The sequence below is a fragment of the Listeria immobilis genome, from assembly GCF_014322765.1.
Taxonomy (GTDB): domain Bacteria; phylum Bacillota; class Bacilli; order Lactobacillales; family Listeriaceae; genus Listeria; species Listeria immobilis.
The window spans coordinates 34,619-58,544 of record NZ_JAASTZ010000014.1; the positions used below are offsets into that span (position 1 = coordinate 34,619).

General features: G+C 34.3%; 21 protein-coding genes and 3 pseudogenes. All 24 read left to right on the forward strand.

The window, feature by feature from the left end:
* Positions 1 to 4,467: a type VII secretion protein EssC gene (essC, locus tag HCJ50_RS11130; protein WP_185344376.1), complete on the forward strand. Its 4,467-nt coding sequence runs from the start codon at positions 1 to 3 to the stop codon at positions 4,465 to 4,467.
* A gap of 22 nt (positions 4,468 to 4,489) precedes the next feature.
* A complete protein-coding gene (locus HCJ50_RS11135) occupies positions 4,490 to 4,837 on the forward strand; it encodes a hypothetical protein (RefSeq protein ID WP_185344378.1) in 348 nt (115 codons plus the stop codon).
* A 16-nt stretch (positions 4,838 to 4,853) separates the two neighbouring features.
* Positions 4,854 to 5,183, forward strand: coding sequence for a hypothetical protein (locus HCJ50_RS11140; protein WP_185344380.1), 330 nt, complete (start codon positions 4,854 to 4,856; stop codon positions 5,181 to 5,183).
* A 30-nt stretch (positions 5,184 to 5,213) separates the two neighbouring features.
* Positions 5,214 to 6,818, forward strand: coding sequence for a T7SS effector LXG polymorphic toxin (locus tag HCJ50_RS11145; protein WP_185395697.1), 1,605 nt, complete (start codon positions 5,214 to 5,216; stop codon positions 6,816 to 6,818).
* A complete protein-coding gene (locus tag HCJ50_RS11150) occupies positions 6,819 to 7,961 on the forward strand; it encodes a hypothetical protein (RefSeq protein WP_185344384.1) in 1,143 nt (380 codons plus the stop codon).
* Between the two features lie 191 nt (positions 7,962 to 8,152).
* On the forward strand, positions 8,153 to 9,262 hold the full coding sequence (locus HCJ50_RS11155) for a hypothetical protein (RefSeq protein ID WP_185344386.1): 1,110 nt from the start codon (positions 8,153 to 8,155) through the stop codon (positions 9,260 to 9,262).
* Between the two features lie 311 nt (positions 9,263 to 9,573).
* The gene (locus tag HCJ50_RS11160) at positions 9,574 to 9,972 is read left to right on the forward strand and encodes a hypothetical protein (RefSeq protein ID WP_185344388.1); all 399 of its coding nucleotides are present in this window, start codon (positions 9,574 to 9,576) and stop codon (positions 9,970 to 9,972) included.
* Positions 9,973 to 10,674: 702 nt separating this feature from the next.
* Complete coding sequence (locus HCJ50_RS11165; protein ID WP_185344391.1) at positions 10,675 to 11,535, forward strand: DUF1672 family protein; 861 nt, start codon at positions 10,675 to 10,677, stop codon at positions 11,533 to 11,535.
* Between the two features lie 235 nt (positions 11,536 to 11,770).
* Complete coding sequence (locus HCJ50_RS11170; protein WP_260443017.1) at positions 11,771 to 12,898, forward strand: hypothetical protein; 1,128 nt, start codon at positions 11,771 to 11,773, stop codon at positions 12,896 to 12,898.
* 632 nt (positions 12,899 to 13,530) lie between these two features.
* Entirely contained in the window at positions 13,531 to 14,313 is a 783-nt protein-coding gene (locus tag HCJ50_RS11175; protein WP_185344393.1) for a hypothetical protein, read from the forward strand.
* A gap of 221 nt (positions 14,314 to 14,534) precedes the next feature.
* The gene (locus tag HCJ50_RS11180) at positions 14,535 to 15,668 is read left to right on the forward strand and encodes a hypothetical protein (protein ID WP_185344395.1); all 1,134 of its coding nucleotides are present in this window, start codon (positions 14,535 to 14,537) and stop codon (positions 15,666 to 15,668) included.
* A 261-nt stretch (positions 15,669 to 15,929) separates the two neighbouring features.
* Positions 15,930 to 16,424, forward strand: coding sequence for a hypothetical protein (locus HCJ50_RS11185; protein WP_185344397.1), 495 nt, complete (start codon positions 15,930 to 15,932; stop codon positions 16,422 to 16,424).
* A gap of 1 nt (position 16,425) precedes the next feature.
* Positions 16,426 to 17,535 (forward strand): hypothetical protein, encoded by a 1,110-nt coding sequence (locus tag HCJ50_RS11190; protein ID WP_185344399.1) that lies wholly within the window; start codon positions 16,426 to 16,428, stop codon positions 17,533 to 17,535.
* Positions 17,536 to 17,844: 309 nt separating this feature from the next.
* The gene (locus tag HCJ50_RS11195) at positions 17,845 to 18,201 is read left to right on the forward strand and encodes a hypothetical protein (RefSeq protein ID WP_185344401.1); all 357 of its coding nucleotides are present in this window, start codon (positions 17,845 to 17,847) and stop codon (positions 18,199 to 18,201) included.
* A gap of 143 nt (positions 18,202 to 18,344) precedes the next feature.
* Positions 18,345 to 18,986, forward strand: a complete 642-nt coding sequence (locus tag HCJ50_RS11200; protein WP_261983664.1) for a hypothetical protein — start codon at positions 18,345 to 18,347, stop codon at positions 18,984 to 18,986.
* 12 nt (positions 18,987 to 18,998) lie between these two features.
* Positions 18,999 to 19,313 (forward strand): annotated as a pseudogene (locus tag HCJ50_RS16010) (toxin B).
* Between the two features lie 52 nt (positions 19,314 to 19,365).
* Positions 19,366 to 20,019, forward strand: coding sequence for a hypothetical protein (locus HCJ50_RS11205; RefSeq protein ID WP_260443019.1), 654 nt, complete (start codon positions 19,366 to 19,368; stop codon positions 20,017 to 20,019).
* A gap of 59 nt (positions 20,020 to 20,078) precedes the next feature.
* Positions 20,079 to 20,939, forward strand: coding sequence for a DUF1672 family protein (locus HCJ50_RS11210; protein ID WP_185344405.1), 861 nt, complete (start codon positions 20,079 to 20,081; stop codon positions 20,937 to 20,939).
* A gap of 17 nt (positions 20,940 to 20,956) precedes the next feature.
* Positions 20,957 to 21,268 (forward strand): annotated as a pseudogene (locus tag HCJ50_RS11215) (SA1320 family protein); the annotation flags it as partial.
* Positions 21,269 to 21,451: 183 nt separating this feature from the next.
* Positions 21,452 to 21,907: a hypothetical protein gene (locus tag HCJ50_RS11220; RefSeq protein ID WP_185344409.1), complete on the forward strand. Its 456-nt coding sequence runs from the start codon at positions 21,452 to 21,454 to the stop codon at positions 21,905 to 21,907.
* A 1-nt stretch (position 21,908) separates the two neighbouring features.
* Positions 21,909 to 22,355 carry a hypothetical protein gene (locus HCJ50_RS11225; RefSeq protein ID WP_185344411.1) on the forward strand — a complete coding sequence of 149 codons (447 nt, stop codon included), beginning with the start codon at positions 21,909 to 21,911 and terminating at the stop codon, positions 22,353 to 22,355.
* The gene (locus HCJ50_RS11230; protein ID WP_185344413.1) at positions 22,342 to 22,728 is read left to right on the forward strand and encodes a DUF4064 domain-containing protein; all 387 of its coding nucleotides are present in this window, start codon (positions 22,342 to 22,344) and stop codon (positions 22,726 to 22,728) included. Before HCJ50_RS11225 ends, HCJ50_RS11230 begins: the two co-directional genes overlap by 14 nt.
* A gap of 34 nt (positions 22,729 to 22,762) precedes the next feature.
* Positions 22,763 to 23,329, forward strand: a complete 567-nt coding sequence (locus tag HCJ50_RS11235) for a hypothetical protein (RefSeq protein ID WP_185344415.1) — start codon at positions 22,763 to 22,765, stop codon at positions 23,327 to 23,329.
* 127 nt (positions 23,330 to 23,456) lie between these two features.
* A pseudogene (locus HCJ50_RS11240) lies at positions 23,457 to 23,630 on the forward strand (FtsK/SpoIIIE domain-containing protein); the annotation flags it as partial.
* Positions 23,631 to 23,926 lie beyond the last annotated feature (296 nt).

Sequence of the window (23,926 nt, forward strand, 5' to 3'; positions counted from 1 at the left end):
ATGAATAGAGAGGCTTTATTAATTGTTAGTAACGGGCAACAATGCCATAAACAACGCTTGTCCCCTGAAAAAATAGTAACAATCGGCAATACCATGGAACACGAAATTACTTATCCGGAACTAGCGGAATCTATCGAAGTTAAATATAATGAAGAATCTTGGAATGCCGGGTCGACTGCGCTCAAAGTGAATGAAGCAGTTAATGTAGATAAATTAGCATTTTACCTGTGCCAAGACTTGTCTACACAAGTTTATGATGTCGTATCTAATCTTTCTATCACATTTGGAGCGGGGACAGAGAATGATGTCACAATAGATGATACTAAATCAGATTTCTTACTACTACGTGATGAAAAGTCAGCGCTTTTTGAGTTACAAGTTTTGACGGGAGAAATTTATCATAATTTTGCATTGGTGACAGGGAAGTGCACATTAGAACCGGGTGATCAGCTTTATACGGACGGTGTGACGATTACCATTGGAAAAGACGATATTATTGTGTTGGCTGCAAAAAATCGCGTGACAAGCAAATTAGCGCCATTATTTGCTGCGGATAATTCATTTGGAGAAGACTATCCAGATTATCACCGCTCGCCGCGGATTATTTACCGTGCTCCCGAAGAAAAAATTAGCATGGCAAAACCGTCCAGCAAACCTTCCAAACCGACAGACGGCTTAATTAAAATTATTTTGCCACCGCTTATTATGGTTGCAATTACTGTTTTAATATCTATTTTCCAGCCTCGCGGATTATATATCATCATGACCATTGCGATGTCAGCAGTAACTATTACAATGGCAATTATCAACTATATAAAATCACGTAAAAAATATAAAGTCGACACTAAACAAAGAATTGAAAGCTATGACCTTTATTTAAAACGCAAAACAAAGGAACTCCATGAAACAAGTGAAAAACAACGTCATGCGCTAACTTACCATTATCCTGATGTAACAGAACTAGAAAAAATGGCATTGCGTGTTGATTCGCGAATTTATGAAAAAACCATGTTCCATCATGACTTCTTAACATTCCGTGTTGGTCGTGGCGGGGAATCAAGTAGTTTTCAAGTAGATTTTCAACAAGAAGAATTTAGTCAAGATAAAGACGAACTTATTGAAGAAGCTGTAAAAATTAAAGGACAATATTTATCTATTGACGATGTTCCTGTAGCGACAGACCTAATGCATGGTCCAGTCGGCTATATCGGGCCACGTCGTTTAGTGCTGGAACAACTACAAATGTTAGTGATGCAAACGTCTCTTTTTCATAGTTATTATGATTTACAATTTATTACGATTTTTCCAGAAGAAGAAAAAGCAGATTGGGACTGGATGCGCTGGTTGCCACATGCCAACATGCGCGATGTGAATGTTCGTGGCTTTGTTTACCATGAGCGCTCTCGTGACCAAGTACTTAATTCCCTTTATCAAATTTTAAAAGAGCGTAAACAAGCGCTAGCAGAACAATCAAGTAAACAAGAACAATTATACTTTAGCCCGCATTATGTGGTGTTAATTACTGATGAAAAGTTAATTTTAGATCATACAGTCATGGAATTTTTCAATGAAGATCCAAGCGAATTAGGTGTTTCGTTAGTTTTCGTACAAGATGTTATGGAAAGCCTGCCAGAACACGTGAAAACAGTCGTGGATATTCGTGATGCCAAAAGCGGAAACATTATTTTGGAGCAAGGCGATTTAGTCAATCGTGCATTCGTACCAGACCATTTGCCTGCTGATTTTGACAAAGAAGTCATTAGCCGAGCTTTGGCGCCACTCAACCATTTACAAAACTTAAAAAACTCGATTCCAGAGTCCGTTACTTTCCTGGAAATGTACGGGGTAGAGCATGTCGAGGAATTAAATATCGCTGGACGCTGGGCAAAAAATGAAACTTATAAGAGCCTTGCTGTACCACTAGGTCTTCGCGGAAAAGACGATATCGTGCAGCTGAATTTACATGAAAAAGCACACGGACCGCACGGATTGGTAGCTGGGACGACTGGTTCTGGTAAATCAGAAATCATTCAATCCTATATTATTTCACTTGGCGTCAATTTCCACCCCTATGAAGTCGCATTCCTGCTTATTGACTACAAAGGTGGCGGAATGGCGAACTTGTTTAAAGATATGCCGCATTTACTTGGAACCATCACCAACTTGGACGGAGCGCAGTCGATGCGTGCACTTGCTTCCATCAAAGCCGAATTGCAGAAAAGGCAACGGTTATTTGGTGAGCACGATGTAAACCATATCAACCAATACCAAAAACTATACAAACAAGGCAAGGCAAGCGAGCCAATGCCGCATTTATTCTTAATTTCTGATGAGTTTGCTGAATTAAAATCCGAACAACCAGAATTTATGAAAGAACTCGTTTCGACTGCACGTATCGGACGTTCTCTAGGAATCCACTTAATCTTAGCGACCCAAAAACCAAGCGGCGTAGTAGATGACCAAATCTGGTCCAACTCGAAATTTAAACTCGCGCTCAAAGTACAAAATGCGAGCGACTCGAACGAAATTTTAAAAACACCAGATGCAGCAGAAATCACGTTGCCAGGACGTTCGTATTTACAAGTCGGTAATAACGAAATTTACGAGCTATTCCAAAGTGCGTGGAGTGGTGCGGATTATGTGCCGGATAAAGAAAGTACAGATTATATAGATACAACGATTTATGCGATTAATGATTTAGGTCAGTATGATATTTTGACAGAAGATTTGAGTGGGTTGGATAAGAAGGATGATCTGACGAAACTACCGAGTGAGCTGGATGCGGTAATTGATCATATTCATGCGTATACAGAGGCTGCGGGGATTGAGGCATTGCCGAGACCGTGGTTGCCACCACTACCTGAACGAATTTTCGCACAAGATTTACATCCAGTTCATTTTGAAGAAGCATGGAAAGAACCGAAAAAACCATTACAAGCAACGATAGGATTGCTCGATCAACCGGAACTACAAGCGCAAGTGCCGTTAACACTTGATTTGACGAAAGATGGGCATGTAGCAGTGTTCTCAAGCCCAGGATTCGGGAAATCTACCTTCTTACAAAGTTTGGTAATGGATCTTGCCAGACAACATAATCCAGAGCAGTTGCATGTTTATTTGCTTGATTTTGGGACGAATGGGTTGCTTGCAATGAAAGATATTCCACATGTAGCTGATTTAATGCGTTTAGACGAAGAAGAAAAAATTGCTAAACTTTTAAAACGAATTCAACAAGAAATAGAAACTCGCAAGCGATTATTGAGTGAATATAGTGTAGCTTCATTAGAACAATATGAAAAAGCTAGTCAAAAGCAGTTACCACATATTTTAATTACTTTAGACGGTTTTGATGTTGTTCGAGATTCAGAATTACCTCCAGAATTCGAAAAAATGTTGATACAAATAACTCGAGAAGGAGCAGCAATTGGAATTCATTTAGCGGTTTCAGCAATTCGTGGTGCAGCAATGAGACCTCAAATGCTGATGAACTTTAAGTTGGTTATTTCGCTGTTTAATATTGATTTAACAGAGTCAAAAGCGTTAGTTGGAAGAACCGATCTAACTATCGAAGAACTTCCTGGACGTGGAATGGTAAAACTTGAAAATCCAACCATTTTCCAAGTAAGCACACCGACAGAAGGGGAAGATATCCTAGAGACTATTGCCAACATTAAAACAGAAGCCAAGAAAATGGAGGAAAACTGGAACGGAGAACTCCCAGAAGCGATACCTGTTGTTCCAGAAAAAATGGACTACAATGCATTTATTGCAATGCCATATGTTCAAAAATTAATTAAGTCAAAACTGGTTCCTATTGGCTTTGATATGGATTCAGCCTTACCGGTTGGAATTGATATAAATAAACAACGAATTTGGTTAGTTACAGGTTCAGAAACAACTATAAATGAGAATATTTTCCATACGATGCTTAGAGGAATTCAAGGAACAGGTCAGAAGCTACACTTGGTAGATCTTTCTGATTATAATTTGACTGGCTTTAAGTCGGAAAACACTAATTTTATTTCAGATGCAGAGACTTTCCAAGAAGTTATAAAAGAGGTCTATGCTGAAAATAATTTGAGAGCAGAAATGATTAAAAAATCTAACCCACCAGAGCTTGCTGCATACTACCAAACGATAGAGCCAATTAACATAGCAGTCGATACTTTGGAAGTTTTTGCTCAACTTGATAATGATGCACAACAAATGATAGAAGAAATGATGACTAGTAGAATCCAAACTAATATAAATCTTATTATTCAAGTCGATATAACTGACGTAGGAAGAGATGGATCAATTGTTGGTAGGGCATTACGGAATGTCACAAATCTAATGTTGTCCATGAAAATCAAAAACCAAACAACATTTGCGCAAGATATTAGAAGTTATGATGAACCAGATTTACCACCAAGAACGAGCTACTACATTAACGGAAAACTAGCAAGCAAATTTAGAGTAATTTCCTAAAGTAGAGAAAGGAAGATGGGATATGACAGATGTGAGTTATTATCAACAACAAATTGGAGTTTGCAAAAGTAATAAAAGCGCTTTAAAAGATTTACTGAATTATATTAATGCTCAGGCTAGTTTTTATGATGAAAATCATAGGAATATCAAAAATATCAAATCAACAGATTCAGATTTCAAAGGTAAAAATGCCGACAAAACTGCTAATTATATCGAAGACTTGCAAAGTGCAAGTGCCAAATATTTAACAGAATTGGACGATATGAAGGCAGAAATATCAAGACTAATAAATGCACAGACCCAGTCAATCAATGGATATAAAAGTTTGATTAAAGCGGAGGAAAACAAAGAACTATATAATCGACCTTAAGAGGAGTGAAAGTAGGATGGGAAACTCTAAAATTGAACACGATTCTGCTGTAGTAGCTAATTTGTTAAATAGACTACAAGCAGTATCAAATGATCTAGAGGTAAAAAAATTATCATCTAGTAATGAACTACCTGATAAATTTGTACCGGCTGTGAAGAATTCAGAAGCGAAATTCGACGATATGATAACTTGCTTAAGGGAGTATCAAACACTTTTTAAAAGTGATATAGCTCGAATTCGAAAAGCAAGTGAAGAAATTGTTAGCAATGAAAAACAAGTTGCGTCTCAACTAACAGCCACATTAGAGGCGGCTATAAACGCTGGTGCAAAAGCAAGTACCAAATAATAGCAAATAGAGAATGGAAGTGAAGAGCAGATGACTAAAGTTTGGGATACAACACAATTTGATAGTTTTCAAAATGAAATAAAAAAATACAGTAAAAACACAATAAACAAATTAGAAACCGTTTCAAAACAACAACAAGCTTTTAGTGGAACAAATAAAGGGATGAAAAGTAAGACATTTGACGGAGCCAAAGCATACATGGGGGAAGTACATCCAAGTATAATAGGCAGTATAAATCGAGCGTTAGATGAATACGTACGTGTAGTAGGTAAATTAGGAAGTGATTTTGAGGATAATGTAGACGCTGCAGGAGACGTTAAAATTGATACAGATCAAATCACTCAATTGAACACGACAACAGATAGAAAAGTGGAAGATGTGTATCAGGCCCATGCAGAACTACAAAAACGGATAGATACCTGTAATTCAGAATCAAATACCATGCCAATAGTAGCACCACTTTTCGGACCACTCGAAACGAATATGAACGAGCTTAATACACATCTGATAAAGGTGAAAGATAAAATGGATGAGTATGATGGAAACCATGCGAATGCGCTCAATGCCTATCATCAACTAGTAGAAGCAACGAGAAAAGCAATTGACGCAGCTAAAACAAACTATACAGCAGCAAACGGAGCGATAAATTATCAGAGTGGCGCATTCGGGAGTAGTCCAGAGGGAAAAGCATTAAGCAATGCGAACTACCAATTAGAAGCAGCGAAATTAGCAGAGTTGTACGAAGTGAATAATGGCAACTTGGATAATATGGCAGACTACGCCAATGAGCTGCTTCAAGACCCCGCTAGATTAGAACAAGAGATGGCTTATTTGAAGTATTTGCTAGAAAACCGAGCTTTTCCAGATGAGGAAGAAAAAAGAAGTCAATTAACCGCTTTTTATTACTTACTTATTCAGTTGAAAAATAAAAAACGGTTAGCGGATACTATGAGTGATGGAAGTAATTTTCGAGTAAACGACATTGAACTGGTTAAAACAGGGAAATCGAACGTAGAGTTAAATGGATCATGCCAGTACATGAGTCCAGAGGAATTCGAGATTTATTACAGCAAGTATGTAAACCCAAGTTACGGCACAAAAGATTCAGAACGGAAGCGCTTTTTGGATGATACTTTTGTGATAAAACACTTTAATGGAAATGTAGACGCGCAGGTAGATAATGATGAAAATGAAGATTTAAGAAAGCAGATGGAAGCTAATAAAGGTAATTGGGTCATTCCGATGGTAGCTTATGGGGTAGGCTTTATACCAGTTGCTGGGCAAGTATTTAGTGTGGTAGGAACAGTAGGCGATGCGGCTAGTGTCTATTCAGAAAATGAGCGGATAAAAAATAAGATAACGAAAGACAACTTAGTAAACACAGCAGATAAATTTGCTATGACATGTACAATAACAACGAATACAACAGAAAAGTCTCACACAGTAGATGTAGCAATAAATCCAACAAAAGAAACAAATGATATTATGAAGCGTTGGAAAGAAAGGGCAAAAGTTAGTAAAGAAGTAAAGTTTCCAGAAGAAATGAACTATCTCCAATTGCATGAATATTACTTGGTAAATGAAAAATCTTGGAGTTCGGCAGATGAGGATTATATTTTCAAAGGGGTGAAATAGATGAAAAAGAAAATAATAATGATAGTATTTGCAATGCTTTTTCTTGTAGGTTGCAGTCAAGAAGAGAGCGAAAAAGATGATTCATTTGGACTAAAAGCTAAAAAAGGAGATTTTCCCTATGGAGAAGTCTATAAGGTAAATAAAAAAAATAAAGAACGTGATATTTTACGTGTGTATAATGACGAGTTGTTGTTTGGAGTGCAAGAGAATAGGTTTAGTCGAAATATTTCTTTTTACTGGCTAGGAAAAGACCTGAAAATAAAAAAAACAAAAAAAATAACTATTTCTGGAAAAGCAGGAGAGAGAGAGGCTAATTTAAAACTAGGAGTGCAGGGCTGGAAAGAATTTGACATGAGAAATGATGATACAATTGATTCAGAAGGGATTTTTAATTTCTCGGGAGTATATTTTGATTTATATAATAATGGGATTTCTAAATCGTCCCCTGTATCCACCGAATTACCCAACGGAAATCAAGTAATGGGATGTAGAGAAGATAACAACCTAGAAGATGGACTGTTAGTAATATGGGATAAGAATGGCAAACTAAAAAACAAGTTATCGGTTACAGAGATTCTTGGAGATGCGCGAGCAAGTTGCGATAGTATAGAAGCTTTTGGAGATTATGTTTATATTTTTTCCAAAGAAACAAAGGCTATTTACCAATTAACGAATGAACTACAAGTAGTAAAAAATTATGATTTAAGTTCTTATTTGTCACAAAATAAATTAGGAAGTGGAGCTATAGGTGAATTTGTCTACCAAGCAGAGCTAGAAAAATGGGTGTTTTACCTAGGATTAGAAAATGGAGATAGTCGTTATTTTGATGTCAATGCAGATGGAGTAAGTCCTTGGGATTTTTCTAATCCAACATATAAAGATAAGTATATCACAATAGGGTATGATATTATTGATATGGGTGGAAGCGAAGATGGCCAGGATTTTTACAGTATAGGATATGAAAAAGCTCATAGTATAGGTGGAGGATATTTAAATAGTGACGGAGATTTTTATTTCAAGGGACAGAGGGATTTAACGAAGAAAAATCCTAAAGAGGAAGAAGATGGGGTGGAATATTTAATAAAAGTGAAAAAAGATAAGTTAAAAGCTTTCTTGGAGAAATATGGGGAGGATGAGGAATAAAAGTAGCTCTAATGTAATAGTCAATGGAGAACTCTCCACAAAAGGGACATCTATAGAACCGAATTGAAAAATCCAGATAAATCGAGCAACTAATCTGATAGAAAAAGAAAACCTAGTCAACTGTTTTTATTGGACGAAAAAGTAGTTAAAACAAGTGACTTCTTACGTTTATTACAGAATGGAGAGCCACAATGAAAAAACTTATTTTCTACCTTTTAGTAGCCAGCTGTCTTCTCGTTGGTTGCACACAAAAATCTCCTGAACCACATCAACCGCACTCTTTCGAATATGGGAAGTCAGTAGAAATAGATGAGGATGGGTTATTACAAATCATGGAAGATGATAAGCTCTACCTAGTTTCAGATATGTATTCTGAAGGTGCGAGCGACTTAGGAGATAAAGTAAGTTTTAAAAAGATTCCTTCTAATTTAAAGTTAACTCAAAGTCAAATGCTCCCAATAACAAATTTAGAAAGTGAGGATTTAAAGTTAGCTGCTTTCTCATCTAGTTCTAATCCATCAGGAGAAATGAGCGTATTTAACGTAACAAAAGAAAAAGGCATAGTCGTAGGACCGGAAAAATATATTCCAATTTCATCAAATGTAAGAAAAGAAAAAGGAGATTATATTGGAACAGGCACTTTTACCAATGGCGAAAATGCGATACTGTTTTCTAAGAGAAATGACAAGGACTACACGCTAACTAGGTGGAGCAAAAAAGGGAAAATCAACAAAGAAAAGCCTTTAACCGATATTATCAAAGATACACCATTTTCGACAGATCAAATGACGGTTTTTCAAGATACTATTTATATTTATTCTTATAAAAGTCAAAAAGTATATGTTATTTCTCAAGATTTAGAATTATTACATGCATGGGATGTAGGGGAAGAATTAAAAAAAGTTCCCTTCGGAGATTGGAGTACTCCGGTCCAATTTGTCCAACAAAGGGAGCTGGGAGAATTATTTTTATACAACAGCGAAAAACCAGAACAAGGTTTTTATCAAATAAGTGATACTGGCGTGAAAAAATTAGCGCGTGGCCAAGCGAAATATCGAGATATGTTTATCGTGGTCAATGGTTCTATTTTTGATTTATTCCAAGGGAAAGAGTTTTCATCAGATTACAAAAATATAATCAATCAAATGGTATTAACATCTAATGGTGATGCCTATTTTATAGGACACAAAGATTTCAGTAATCCCGAGAAAAAAATTGACAAAGACAAACTCTATTTAACCAAAATAAACAAAAAATCTTTACCTGCGTTTATCAAAGAAATGAATGAAAAAAACAAGTAGTATTCCGTGCTCATAAATAATTTTGATACAGATATTCTTTTCGAAATAAAGCTGAAGAATATAAAGAGTATCAGAAAGTCCATAAAATTAGCCCCTATAACAAAGCTGTAATGGGGCTTATAAAAAACCCAGATGAGCTCTATTTTCATATGAAACAATAGGAAAGATGGACAGTTGCAGATAGAAAATATGTTTTTGGGGAAAGTGGAAGATTAATTTATTCGTCAGTCAGACATAAAGAAATATGCTTTTAAACAGCAAGATAATGGCTTACAGTGATACTATTATAAAAAAAGAAAGAGGCAGAGAAGATGAAAATTGGTGTAAAAAGAAATACGGGAGCAATGGGAGCAGCAAGTAAAATATCGTTAAAACTAGATAAACAAAAAGTAAAATCGTTAAAACACAAGGAAGAGGTAGCACTAGAAATACAGGGGGATTCCGCTGAAATAAGTGCGAATCAGTGGTTTTTTGGAAGCAAGACAGTAAAAGTAAATGCTGGAGAAACCGTAGAAATCCAAACCAATCCTAAGTCTATTTTATCCTTTATTGGCGTAATCTTTTTACTAGTTTTATCATTCTTTTTAAATAATCCAATTGTGAGTGTTATAGCATTAGTAGGGATTTTAGGTGTGATTGTATATTTTATCCAAAATTACTATGTGATAAAACCAATTTCTACAAGTGGAAAAAATAGCACGACAAATTAAATGTCCTAAATATTAGAAATATTAGCGAGCGCCATTTTCATTGAATGGTTCCATGTACTCGAGGGACTTTCACTGAAAATGGCATTAAATAGTTTTAAGAAGACCGAATGAAGAACAGAAGCAAGTATACATATAAAAATCTAGATAAGAGGAAATAATCTGAGGGGAAAGAATGCCTCTCAGATTGTTTTTAGTGGATGGAAAAGTAGCTAAAATGAGTAAAATCTTCCTTGTTTTTATCTCAAAAAGCATACCAACCTAATAATACTTTGAATGAAAAGATTTTAGTATCATAATCCTCGCATAAAACTAAGCAACCTAAAAAATTCGTGCTAGGTTATTACTAAAGGTTAGAGAGGAAGTTAAAATGCCTCCTGAAGTAGATTATATAAATGACGAAACTTTGAAAGTGTATGAGCAAGATAATAAATATGATAATACAAATCAACTAATTATAGATAACTCAGTCACCTTACTACTGGGCGATTATTGATTTTATGATACTACATTAGATGAATTAGACTGTTCAAATGAAGAGAAGCGGATAAAAATCAATCCAGAAGATGTTGTTATTCATTTGAAAAATATTAAGTACACCATTGTAGAATAGGCAACAAAAGATGGGAAAAATTCAAGAATGTAGAAAAAACGTAATGAAGCATATAGAAACATGAAAAAAATAACAAAAAGATAGGAGAACCGATGAAAAAAATACTAATAGGCTTGTTCGCAATCTTATTGTTACTAGGAGGTTGTTTCAATAAAACGGCAGAAGAAAAAGCACAAGAAGGAACCACACCCGTACAAGATTACGTGGGTCAAGGCTTTTCGTTTGTGGACGGAGACAAGTCAGCTGAACGAGTGAAAAAACATGAGGAAGAAATTAAACAAGAAGCAATCAATTATATGAAAACAACCTATAAAACAGATGTGAAAGTGAATAACGTGGTTCCAGCGAGAAATGCGGCAGTAGTGATGGTAGAGTGCGAGGAACCTATTCAATTCCATACCTCTGTAATAGTGAGCCTAGTTCTTAATAAAGACGATGTTGGAAGCGCAAGAAGTGAAGAAGGAGAAGTAGAAAAAGCGATTGTAGGCGGATTATACGCAAAAGCATATGAGGCAGAATTTCAGCATTTGGATGCATTTGCTGAAAAAATAGCGAAGGAATATGATTTGCTAGGGATGAGAGATGAAGCTATCGATAAAACCGCATCAGTGGGTTATGCAGAAAAATATTATTTTATTGCTTCATCGTCTTTGAGTTTTCCTAGTGTGTATCAGGCATACTTAGAAAATCAGAAAATTACTGTAAGTGAATTAAAAATATTATTTGCAAAAGATGACCCAACGAATACTATTTTATCTATTCCAATGGAATTTTATTCTAAAGAAAATAAAATTCCTAAACAAAAGGTAGCAGATGATTTAGCAAAAGAGCTTCGACAAGAGCAAAAGTTACCAAAAGGGAGTTATGACATTAGGGTGTATAAAAACACCATTGTAAATCGAGTTGGATTACCAGATGGTGAAGATGTAGAAGTATTAGAAATTATAAAATAGCATGGAGGAGATTACATGACAACAAAGCTAAAAACTCCAGATACAGATTTAATTGAGTTAAGCGGGAAGTGGGTTTATAAGCATCCAAAAGAAGGGACTCCGTTAGATGTAAATAATACCACGTACTAAGTCAAAGCAGATGAATATAACACAAAATCCGTTCTCGACTACATGATAATAAAGATCAGTGGACAGATAAAGATAGAGAGCATATTTTTGAAGGGAAGTAGAGCGTATGCGTAAAATAGTTATAATAATATTGAGTGTTATATTGTTGCTGTTTGGATGTTCAGCAGGAGAGAAGGATAAAAACACTTCGTTCAGTTTAAAAAAGTTGGAAAGTGAATTTTCCTACGGGGAAGTATTTAAAGTGAATAAAAAGGAAGTAGAAAATATTATTATGCGTGTGTCTGATGATAGCCTATTATTTGGTGTACAAGACAGAGCTTCACGAGATTTTTCTTTTTATTGGACAGGATTAGATCAGAAAATGCAAAAAACTAAGAAGTTGACAATTTCTGAAAAAATAGGAGACAAGGCTGATGAATTATATTTGGGTGTGGAAGGGTATGAAGAACTAGGTATAAGGAATGATGAAAAATTTGAAACAGTAGGTATTCTTAACTTCTCCGGTAGATATTTTGATTTGTATAAGAACAATCTTGTGGATAATTATTCTGACACTGCAGAACTCGAAAATGAAAAACAACTTACGTATTTTAGAGATACAAACGACTCTGTTGAAAGTCGAGTTTTAATAACTTGGGATAGAAATGGAAAAATAGAAAGTAAAGTGCCAATTTCAGAAGTTTTAAAAGACTCACGAGCAACATGTGATAATATGGTGGTTTTTGGAGAGTACACTTATATTTTCTCGAAAAAGACGAAGGAAATCTATCAATTAACCAATGAATTAAAGTTAGTAAAAACATATGATTTGGCTCCATATTTGAATAGTGGAGAATTAGAAAATGATGGTAGTTTCTTTTATCAAGCAGAATTAAAAAAAGGGATATTTTCTATCTACGAAGAGGACGGTAGTACTCATTACTTTGATGTGAAGGCTGATAGTGTGACTCCATGGGATTTCTCTAATCCAGACTATAAAAACAAGTATATGCTGGGGACCTCCTCATTTATAGATTTAGGCAATCAACAAAATATATATTATTTGGATTCGAAAAAAACATTTGATGCAAGCGGTCGAGGCTTGAGCGGGAATGGAGATTATTACTTTTTATCTAGGAGGAACTTGACTCGCAATAATCCAAAAGAAGAAGCTAGAAATACTGCTTATTTAGTAAAAGTGAAGGGAAATAAACTAAAAGATTTTTTAGAAGAATATAGCAACAGAACTAAATAGTTAATAATGAAAATATATGAGGAAAATTGAGAAAGCTAAATAAAAAAACTATCTTAAACAGAACTGCGGAAGGATGAACTTCTGATAGTTTTATGTTGTGTGGTTGTAGCCCTCATAGCATGCAAATTGGTAGATCACACAAAATATGAATCTAAACAATTTAAATATGAAAAAGTGGTGCAAACTAACGCTGAAGTACAAGATAGGTTGAAGCTTATGGACAATAAGGTTTACTTTGAGTTGCCAAAATATTCTTTTGACAACTCAAGGGACCGATAGGGTTCAGAGAAGTAAATGATTCTTTGAGCTTAGAGAAGGCTCAATTGCTAGAACTAAAAAAATAATCAATATTGAAGACCCGATTGAAGATGAAGTTAGTGTAGGTATTTAAGCAACAAAAGTAACTCGAGATATTTTAACTAGGTTGGAAGAAGTGTTTAATGAAAAAATAAGGGATGATTTAAAGTTAGCCACTTTCTCGCCTTCTCGCTTAGCAGCGCCCTGCTAAGCGAGATAGGAAAGGACCCTGATTGTGGTGCATAAATCGATTACACGATAATTTAAAAAGATAGGCTAGTGACATTTCAGCCATGATTATTTTTCTAAAACTTATTTTATAAGGAGCTAACAAAATGAAAATGACTCGAACGAAAAGACTCTGGTTAATGCTGATACTAATGGTTTTAGTCTATCTGTGCTTGTACATGTTACAAGACGATAAGGAATCCAGTCATAAACATGATGATACAAAGACCATCACCAAATCTCAAACCACCACGACAGGGGATAATGGAACAATAACCAAACAAACTATCACGAATGACGATATGGAAAAGGAGCAAGAAGTAGAACTCTCTTATTACGATACGATAGAGGAAGCGGTGAAAGGCAGCAATTTTGCAATTGACGAAGAAGAAGGGGTTTCTTACACCAATAAAAAAGTAATCAAAGAAAAGGTGTTTTTCTCAGAAAGTGAAACCGATGCGCTATTATTTTTTATTGGTAATTTGTTGGAGGGGAAAGATTATAGCGATGCTTTAGTGGTATATAAATTCAAAGTCAAAAAAGAGGGAAATCAAACAAAATACTCCACACCAACAAATGCAACACAGATTGCAGCAGAAAACGAAAAGGACATTTATGAAGAAGAGGGGAGGAAGTTTGAGATTGAAATTAACTTAAACTTAAACAATGCCTATCAAAGCTTCAATCTCTACCCAGAAACCACCCAGCTCCAATGGGGCATGTCCTACGACAAAAATGCGCCTAATCTAACCGTCAATGGCGAACACCCTACAAAAGTGATTCCGATAGAACTAGACGGGGATGACTGTTATTTCTGGTACTATGAAGACCTAAAATATGATAGTTCCAAAAAAGCAAAAATCAGTTTTAAAAAGACAAGTGAAGAGTAAAAATAAGCAAACTTAAAAAAGTAGTCAAAATAAGCAAGATTTTCCTTAGTTTAACCCAAGTAAAGCATACCAATCTGATAATATTTTGAATGAAAAAGATTTATAGTACCAGAAGGCTTATATAAAAACTAAAAAAGCAAAAAAATTCAAGCTAAGTTATTAAATGAAGAAGTTTGGAGCAACTATGAGAAAGGTTACGTTTTTGAAGGGGAGCGAAGTTGATGAAAAAATTAATTCTAATGATTATCTGTATGTTTTGTATTTTAGTTGCTTGTAGTGAGAAAGATATTGAAAAAGATACTCCATTCGGTTTAGAAAAGATAAAAGGTAATTTTGCCTATGGAGAAGTCTATAAAATAAATAAAAAGAAATCTGAAAGTGCGATTTTACGAATGTCTGATGATAAGATGTTATTTGGTATACATGATAGAGCAACACGAGATTTTTCTTTTTATTGGTTAGGTTTGGATCAAAAAATACAAAAAACAAAATCAATGACAGTTTCTGAAAATGTGGGAGATAAGGATGATCAATTGTTTTTAGGCGTAGAAGGCTCCAAAGAAATAGATGTAAGGAATGATAATGCTAGCGATACAATAGGAATTATTAATTTTTCAGGAGTATATTTTGATTTTTTAAAAGGTGATTTTATAGATAAGCAGCAGAATTCAGTTGAATTAAAAAGTGGCAAACAATTAATGAGTTTCACAAGTATGGAGAATTCAATAAAAGATGGGACATTTGTTATCTGGAATAAAACCGGCAAGATAGAAAGTCAGACATCCATTTCAAAAGTTTTAGAAAATCCACAAGCAAGCAGTGATAGTATAGGAGTTTTCGGCAAATATATTTATGTTTTTTCCAAAGAAACAAAGACCATCTACCAATTAACCAATGAACTGCAAGTAGTAAAAAAATATAATCTAAGCGCCTATTTGTCGAAGGATAAACTAGGAGAATGGAATACTGGAGAATTTATCTATCAGAATGAACTAAAAAAATGTATATTTTATCTTAAAGAAGAAAATGGGGAAGGTCATTATTTTGATGTAACAACGGATAATATAACTCCATGGGATTTCTCGAATCCAGATTACAAAGATAAATACGCAATACATGGTCCAAATCTTATAAATCTAAATGATGAAAATGCAGATTATAATTTGAAAACAGCAAGGTTAAGTCGAGCTGCTGGAGAGGGTATTACTGCAAATGGAGATTATTACTTTCTATCTAGTAAAAATTTAACAGAAGAAAAACCAAAAGAAGAAGCTTTATATACAAGATATTTAATAAAAGTGGAAAAAGACAAGTTAAAAAGTTTTCTCGAAGAATATGGAAAGAAGAACAATTAATTTTTAAAGAATTTACAAAGCATTTTAATATATCCAAAGGTGCATATAAAAGCCTATATGTGCCTTTAAAAGGAAAAAGTAAGTGTATTTTATTTAAAAAAGAGGTAAATTAAGTACATTTTAAAAAAATTGACTCTAACATTTTCGTAAAAGGATTGGAACAAGAAAGTAAGTCAATATAAAGATCAGTATGGGGATGACAAACGTCTATTTAACTTTTCTATTAAACATTATGGAGATGAATACAAGATTGCTGGTGATATGGGAGATGATGTAGTAAAAGATTTAAATGAAAAAATAGAGTCTAATAATGCTAATTGGGCTATTCCGATTGTAACTTTTGCGGTGGGCTCATTGCCCATAATAGGAATGCCGATATCAGTGATGACTACTGCTGGGGATGTAGGGGAGGCAGTCACGGAAGATGAAAAAATTAAAGCAAAAATTAAAATGGAGAACTTAAAGTCAACAGCGGATACATTTAAAATGACATTAAGTATACAAACAATTCATCAGGAAAACCCGTTAGAGGATATGGTAAACATAGATATCCAACCAACTAAGGGAACTAGAGATATTTTAGGTAGATGGAAGAAAAAATCTGAAACAATTACAGATCCGAATAAAGGCGGAGGGAGCTTTCCGAAAGCAGAAATTTCTTCTGGAGAGCTAGATTATGTAGAGCTGTATAAACGATTCCAAGATGCAGAATTTGACCGAGATGTTAGCAATAATATTACAGAAGGGATAGAGTAAAATGAAAAAAATAATTTTCTGCCTTTTAGTAGCCAGCTGTCTTCTCGTTGGTTGTACACAAAAATCTCCTGAACCACATCAACCGCACTCTTTCGAATATGGGAAGTCAGTAGAAATAGATATAGGAGGTTCTTTACAAATCATGGAAGATGACAAGCTTTATCTAGTTTCAGGTATGTATTCTGAAGGCGCGAGCGATCTAGGAAATGAAGTGAGTTTTAAAAAGATTCCTTCTAATTTAAAGTTAACTCAAAGTCAAATGCTCCCAATAACAAATTTAAAAAGTGATGATTTAAAGTTAGCTGCTTTCTCATCTAGTTCTAACCCATCTGGGGAAATGAGCATATTTTATGGAGCACAAGAAAAAGGGATTGTCGTAGGACCAGAAAAATATATACCCATCTCATCGAATATAAACAAAGAAAAAGGGGATTATATTGGAACGGGCACTTTTACTAATGGTGAAAATACGATACTGTTTTCTAAGAGAAATGACAAGGACTACACGCTAACTCGGTGGAGTAAAAAAGGGGAAATCAACAAAGAAAAGCCTTTAGCCGATATTATCAAAGATACAGCATTTTCTGCGAATCGAATGACGGTTTTTCAAGATACTATTTATATTTATTCTTATAAAAGTCAAAAAGTATATGTTATTTCTCAAGATTTAGAATTATTACATGCCTGGGATGTAGGAGAAGAATTAAAAAAAGTTCCCCTTGAAGATTGGGGAACTCCGGTTCAATTTGCCCAACAAAGGGAGCTGGGAGAACTATTTTTATATAATAGTGAAAAACCAGAACAAGGTTTTTATCAAATAAGTGATACTGGCGTGAAAAAATTAGCGCGTGGCCAAGCGAAATATCGAGATAAGTTTATCGTGGTTGGTGGTCTTGTTTGTGATTTATTCCAAGGGAAAGCGTCTTTGGCAGATTACAAAAACATAGTCAATCAAATGGTGTTGACATCTGATGGTGATGCGTATTTTACGGGACACCAAGACCTTAGTAATCCCAAGAAAAAACCTAACAAAGACAAACTCTATTTAACCAAAATAAACAAAAAATCTTTACCTGCGTTTATCAAAGAATTGAATGAAAAAAACAAGTAGTATTCCGTGCTCATAAATAGTTTTGATACAGATATTCTTTTCGAAATAAAGCTGAAGAATATAAAGAGTATCAGCAAGTCCATAAAATTAGCCCCTATAACAAAGCTGTAATGGGGCTTATAAAAAACCAGATAGCTCTATTTTCATATGAAACAATAAGAAAGATGGACAGTTGCAGATAGAAAATATGTTTTTGGGGAAAGTGGAAGATTAATTTATTCGTCAGCCAGACATAAAGAAATATGCTTTTAAACAGCAAGATAATGGCTTACAGTGATACTATTATAAAAATAGAAAGAGGCAGAGAAGATGAAAATTGGTGTAAAAAGAAATACGGGAGCAATGGGAGCAGCAAGTAAAATATCGTTAAAACTAGATAAACAAAAAGTAAAGTCGTTAAAACACAAGGAAGAGGTAGCACTAGAGATACAGGGGGATTCTGCTGAAATAAGTGCGAATCAGTGGTTTTTTGGAAGCAAGACAGTGAAAGTAAGTGCTGGAGAAACCGTAGAAATCCAAACCAATCCTAAGTCTATCTTATCCTTTATTGGCGTAATTTTTTTACTAGTTTTATCATTCTTTTTAAATAATCCAATTGTGAGTGTTATAGCATTAGTACTTAGCCTGCTGAGCGAAATAGGAAGGGACTCTAATTGGGCCTTATAAATCGACTATACGGTAATTTAAAAAGAAAAAATAGTGACTTTTCAGATTCACTTATTTTTCTAAAACTTATGAAGAAATAGACAAAATGGCGGCAGATACAATTGGTAATGGTGTTTAATAAATAGAAGAGAGTGGGTTAAAAGATGCGCGGTGTAAGTTTAATGAAATTCATTGGTATGACAATGGTTGTATTGGCTTTAGTACTAGCTGGATGCGGAAATGAAGAAACTACAAAGACAGAAACAAAGAAACAACCAAAAAGTGTTGAGAAACAGGAGAAAAAAGTAAAGATTGAAAGTAACGAAGGAAAACCACAGCATGAACAGCTGATTACAGTGAATATGCCCCCAGAAATAAAGTATCTTGATAACGAAACTATTGATATCTATAAACAAGATGAGAAAAAATATGATAATACAGTACAAGCTATTACAGATGATTCAATCACACTTTTGCTAGGAGAGTATTGTTTTTATGACTCAGACATGGATACAGTGAAATGCTCTGTCATTGTTGTAAACGGGACGAATACAACTATTGAACAACTTAGTTTTCAAGCTAGTATAGAAGTTAAGACACAACCAAATAAAACCTTTGAAGACGATTTTACTTATGAATTCATAGAAGTTGAAACGGGAGTACTTCAACCAAATAAAGGATTTCCAGCAATTTTAGGTTTTTTGGAAAAAAATCCATTAGAAGATGATGGAGATAAGATGATAAAGTTAAATCCTCAAGATATAACCGTCCAATTAAAAAATATTCAATACAATGCTGTAGAATAGGGAAAACAAAAGATGGGAAAAGAAATTAAAACCAATCCAGATTTTTTTTAAAAAGTAGAAAATAATGTAACCAATTACATCAATGCTCAAAAAGAAGTATCTGTCGCTCTACTTGCGGTTAAAAATAATTTAGCAGAAAAATTTTCTGATGTTACATGCGATGAAATCCAAAATTATTTAACGAGTTTAATGAATGACTTGGAAAAAGAATTTGGCGTATTTATCACTAAAAATCATGAGAAAGTTAAAGTATTAAGAGAGAGTTATGTAGAACTTGATAGCCAATTGGGACAAGCTTATCACTACGGGGTGGAGAGTGATAAATGAGTAAAAAAATACAGAAAAGAGAGTGGGTTAAAAGATGCGCGGTGGAAATTTAATGAAATTCATTGGTATGACAATGGTTGTATTGACTTTAGTACTAACTGGATGCGGAAATGAAGAAACTACAAAGACAGAAACAAAGAAACAACCAAAAAGTGTTGGAAAACAGGAGGAAAAAGTAAAGATTGCAAGCAATGAAGGAAAACCACAACATGAACAACTTATTATCGTGAAATTGCCTCCTGAAGCAGATTATATAAATGAAGACACATTGAAACTATATAATCAAGCTAAAAAGAAGTATAACAATACAACTCAACTAATTATAGATAACTCAGTCACACTCCTACTGGGTGATTACTGTTTTTATGATACTACATTAGATGAATTAGAATGTTCGGCTGTAATAATAAACGGCACAAATGCTACCATTAAAGATATTAGTTTTGAAGTTAATTTAGAAATTAAGAATCAAAATGATATGATTTTTAAGGATAATGGGACTTATAGTTTTACAAAAAAAGATGTTGGAGAAGTTCAGTCAAATGAAGGATTTTCCACGGGAGTAGCTTTTGCAACAGAGTCTTCAGAAGTAAATGAAGAGAAGCGGATAAAAATCAATCCAGAAGATGTTGTTATTCATTTGAAAAATATTAAGTATACCATTGTAGAATGGGCAACAAAAGATGGGAAAAATTCAAGAATGTAGAAAAAACGTAATGAAGCATATAGAAACATGAAAAAAATAACAAAAAGATAGGAGAACCGATGAAAAAAATACTGATAGGCTTGTTCGTAATCTTATTGTTACTAGGAGGTTGTTTCAATAAAACGGCAGAAGAAAAAGCGCAAGAAGGAACCACTCCCGTACAAGATTATGTGGGTCAAGGGTTTTCATTTGTGGACGGAGACAAGTCAGCTGAACGAGTAAAAAAACATGAGGAAGAAATTAAACAAGAAGCGATCAATTATATGAAAACAACCTATAAAACAGATGTGAAAGTGAATAACGTGGTTCCAGCGAGAAATGCGGCAGTGGTGATGGTGGAGTGCGAGAAACCTATTCAATTCCATACTTCTGTAATAGTGAGCCTAGTTCTTAATAAAGACGATGTTGGAAGCGCAAGAAGTGAAGAAGGAGAAGTAGAAAAAGCGATTGTAGGCGGATTATACGCAAAAGCATATGAAGCAGAGTTTCAGCATTTGGATGCATTTGCTGAAAAAATAGCGAAGGAATATGATTTGCTGGGGATGAGAGAGGAAGCTATCGATAAAACCGCATCCGAAGGTTATACAAGTAATCATTATTTTATTGCTTCATCGTCTTTGAGTTTTCCTAGTGTGTATCAGGCATACTTAGAAAATCAGAAAATTACTGTAAGTGAATTAAAAATATTATTTGCAAAAGATGACCCAACGAAAACTATTTTATCTATTCCAATGGAATTTTATTCTAAAGAAAATAAACTTCCTAAACAAAAGGTAGCAGATGATTTAGCAAAAGAGCTTCGACAAGAGTTAGGCTTGCCTAAAGGAAATTATATGGTTACGATTTATAAGAATTTTATTGTAAACCGTGTGGGTCTTCCTGACGGAGAAAACATATCTGTAGAAGATATAATTAAATAAGAATGGAGCGAAACTGTATGGTAACAAAGCTTAAAACACCAGATATGGATTTAAAAAAATTAAGTGGTAAATGGGTCTATAAGCGTCCTAAAAGTGGTACTCCGTTAGATGTGAATAATACCACATACCAAGTCAAAGCAGATGAATACAACATAAAATCCGGTCTCGACTACACGGTCGTAGAAAATACACAAACAGGTGAGCTTAGCATGGTATTTGAAGGCACGCAGGTATGATATTAAAAATGTCTCTGGTAATTTTTTAGGTGTGGTAGTATAGCTAATTATGTAGCTTCCAACAATAATTATGTGAGAAACATCACGATTAATTTGTTTAAGAAATTTATAGTAAATCGAGTCGGATTGCCAGATAGAGAAAATATAGAGGCAAGAGTAATAATTAATAGATGGCGATAAGGGTTAGAATGCCAAATAAAGACATCATAGAATTAACCAGGAAGTGGATTTGCTGGTAGGTTCATCAAACATATTAACTAGGAGTGAGTGAAAAAGATGAATGAAAATGTAAAAAATCGACTTGGAAAGCATATTACAGGTAGGTTATTATGGGAAGCATCGCCTTTCATGGCTTTGCCGGTAGTGGTAATCGGTTCCCTTATTTTATCGTTTTGTTCTTTAGAACAAGAAATAAAATTTTCACAGGAGTACCCTGTGATATCAAATATAATATTATGCAGCCCCTTGCTGTTGTGCCTTTTGTTCAGTTGGATAATCAATGTGAAATGGCTGTGGAAAGATCGAAATGAAATAAAATTATTAGTGAAAACACCGTATGATAACAAATTAGTGAATTTATATACAATTGCTTCTGTTTTTTATGTATGTGTTTTGTTTGTTCCATTTGCGCTCATTTTAAGAGGATCTTTGCGGCGTATCATACTAGATAGAATTAAGCCCAATACGTTGTCGGCATTTATAAATGAAAAATATTTAAAAGGGTGGGAGTAAATTGACCTTTTTACAAGAGAAATATTGGCTTGTTCTGTTACTTAATTTATTTGTGAACGCAGCCATTTTTTATACAGGGGTTCTAGGGGTGGGGACTATTTATTTGTTTATTATGGTGCTAACTGTTGTTTTTCAGGTGAAGGCAACTTTAAAGATTAATAATCCTAAATTGGCAGTCCATAAATCGCAAAATAAACTGATGTATTTTGTGCTTAGTGCACTAGTGATTATTGTTTTTGGTACGACTGTATTTGTGTACCCATTTATTAATCAATGGTTTAGTGGTTTGACAGGCTATGCCCATTTCCTATATACATACCGTTTCTTTCTAATTCCGTTGGGGACAATAATTTTTATATTGTCAGTTGTAGTAACAATCCTCAAAATAAACGCGGTCAACAAACTATATTTTAAAAAGGTAGGTAATCAAAAAAATGAATCATTTTAAAACAGAAAAAATACTAATTATCACAGGAGCTATTTTATTTATGTTGATGGGGCTAGGGATTTTATTAATTGGGAGCTTTACCCCTATCCAGTTTAATATTAATGGGGATTATTTTACAGCCACCTACTGGGAAGTAGCGAGTATCAGTATGGGTGGTTTCTGGCTTTGGACAGTCTTTTTTGGGGTCCCACTTATGATAGGAATAATGGGATTAGTTTGTTGGATTTTCATGAGAAAGCAACCTAAAAAAGGCTGGGGAATTGTACTAATTATTATGGGAGTTATTAGCTTTTTCTCTTTAGTAGGAGTTCTTTATTTAGTGGCAGGGATTATGCTTCTTAATAACAAATATTGGCGTGAGAGTAACCAATAGAATAAAAATGAGATAGAAAAATAAGGAGATACAAATGAAAAAAATAATAGTGCTGATTTTGCTTATATCCGTAGGGCTTTTCGCTTGTGGAAATAATACAAAAACTAGTGATTACAACGATGTTAATAAAGAGGCGGTAGAAAAAGAGAAAACATTTTTTCTGCAAATTCCCGAGTTCTATCAGGATGATGCTGATTTTGTGAAGAGCTCTGAGACAGCTTATGCAGATCTAAAAGCAAAAGGAGAGATAGAGAGGGTATTCGGGAAATCGAATTTAGAAGTAGAAGCAGTTCTACTGAATGGACATTTTTTTAGAAAGGATCAAGTAATTGGAGTAGGTCTATTTGTGGCTAACAACAGTGGTAAAGATATTGATAGCTTTACTATGGATATGGAGCTACAGATAGATGGTTATCCGGAAGCCATAATCATGAGTAAAGATGTAGAATTTGAGCATAATATGCTTGGTACAATGAAGCCAAATAGTATTGTCCCACTAAAAGTTCTACTGCCTTGCCAAAATTTCAATCCAAGCAAAGATGAATTCCCATCAAACGAGATGGATATGACAGTAAAAAATATAACAGTTAATTATCATTAAGTATTTAGTAAGACTAATAAAGAATAGAGGAATTAATCTGAGAGAAAAGAAGTCCCTCAGATTATTTTTCTTGGATAAAAAAATAGTTAAAATGAGCTAAATATTACTTCTTTAAAAGCTTAGAATAAAAAATGAAACCTATAAGAGCCTTGCTGTCCCACTAGGTCTTCGCGGAAAAGACGATATCGTGCAGCTTAATTTACATGAAAAAGCACACGGACCGCATGGATTGGTAGCTGGGACGACTGGTTCTGGTAAATCAGAAATCATTCAATCCTATATTATTTCACTTGGCGTCAATAGATACATTGGCATCGAGCAGGAAGATAAAGACCAGGCTGTGAGCAGTTTGGGGCTTTAATATTACTTTGTTATAAAAGTAATATTAAAAGAGGATGTGTGCCTTCAAAGGTGAATTCTTCATTCTAATTTTGAATAGGAGTAACATTAAGAGGTGTTAAGTTGATTAGTAGTTTTTGAGTGAATAATTATTCATTAATATACAGTGAAAAAGGTATAACAAATGATTTTTTAATGAAACCGCTATCATTTCATGGTCGTATGTGAATATTTTGTGACATATTCGCAAGTTATTGT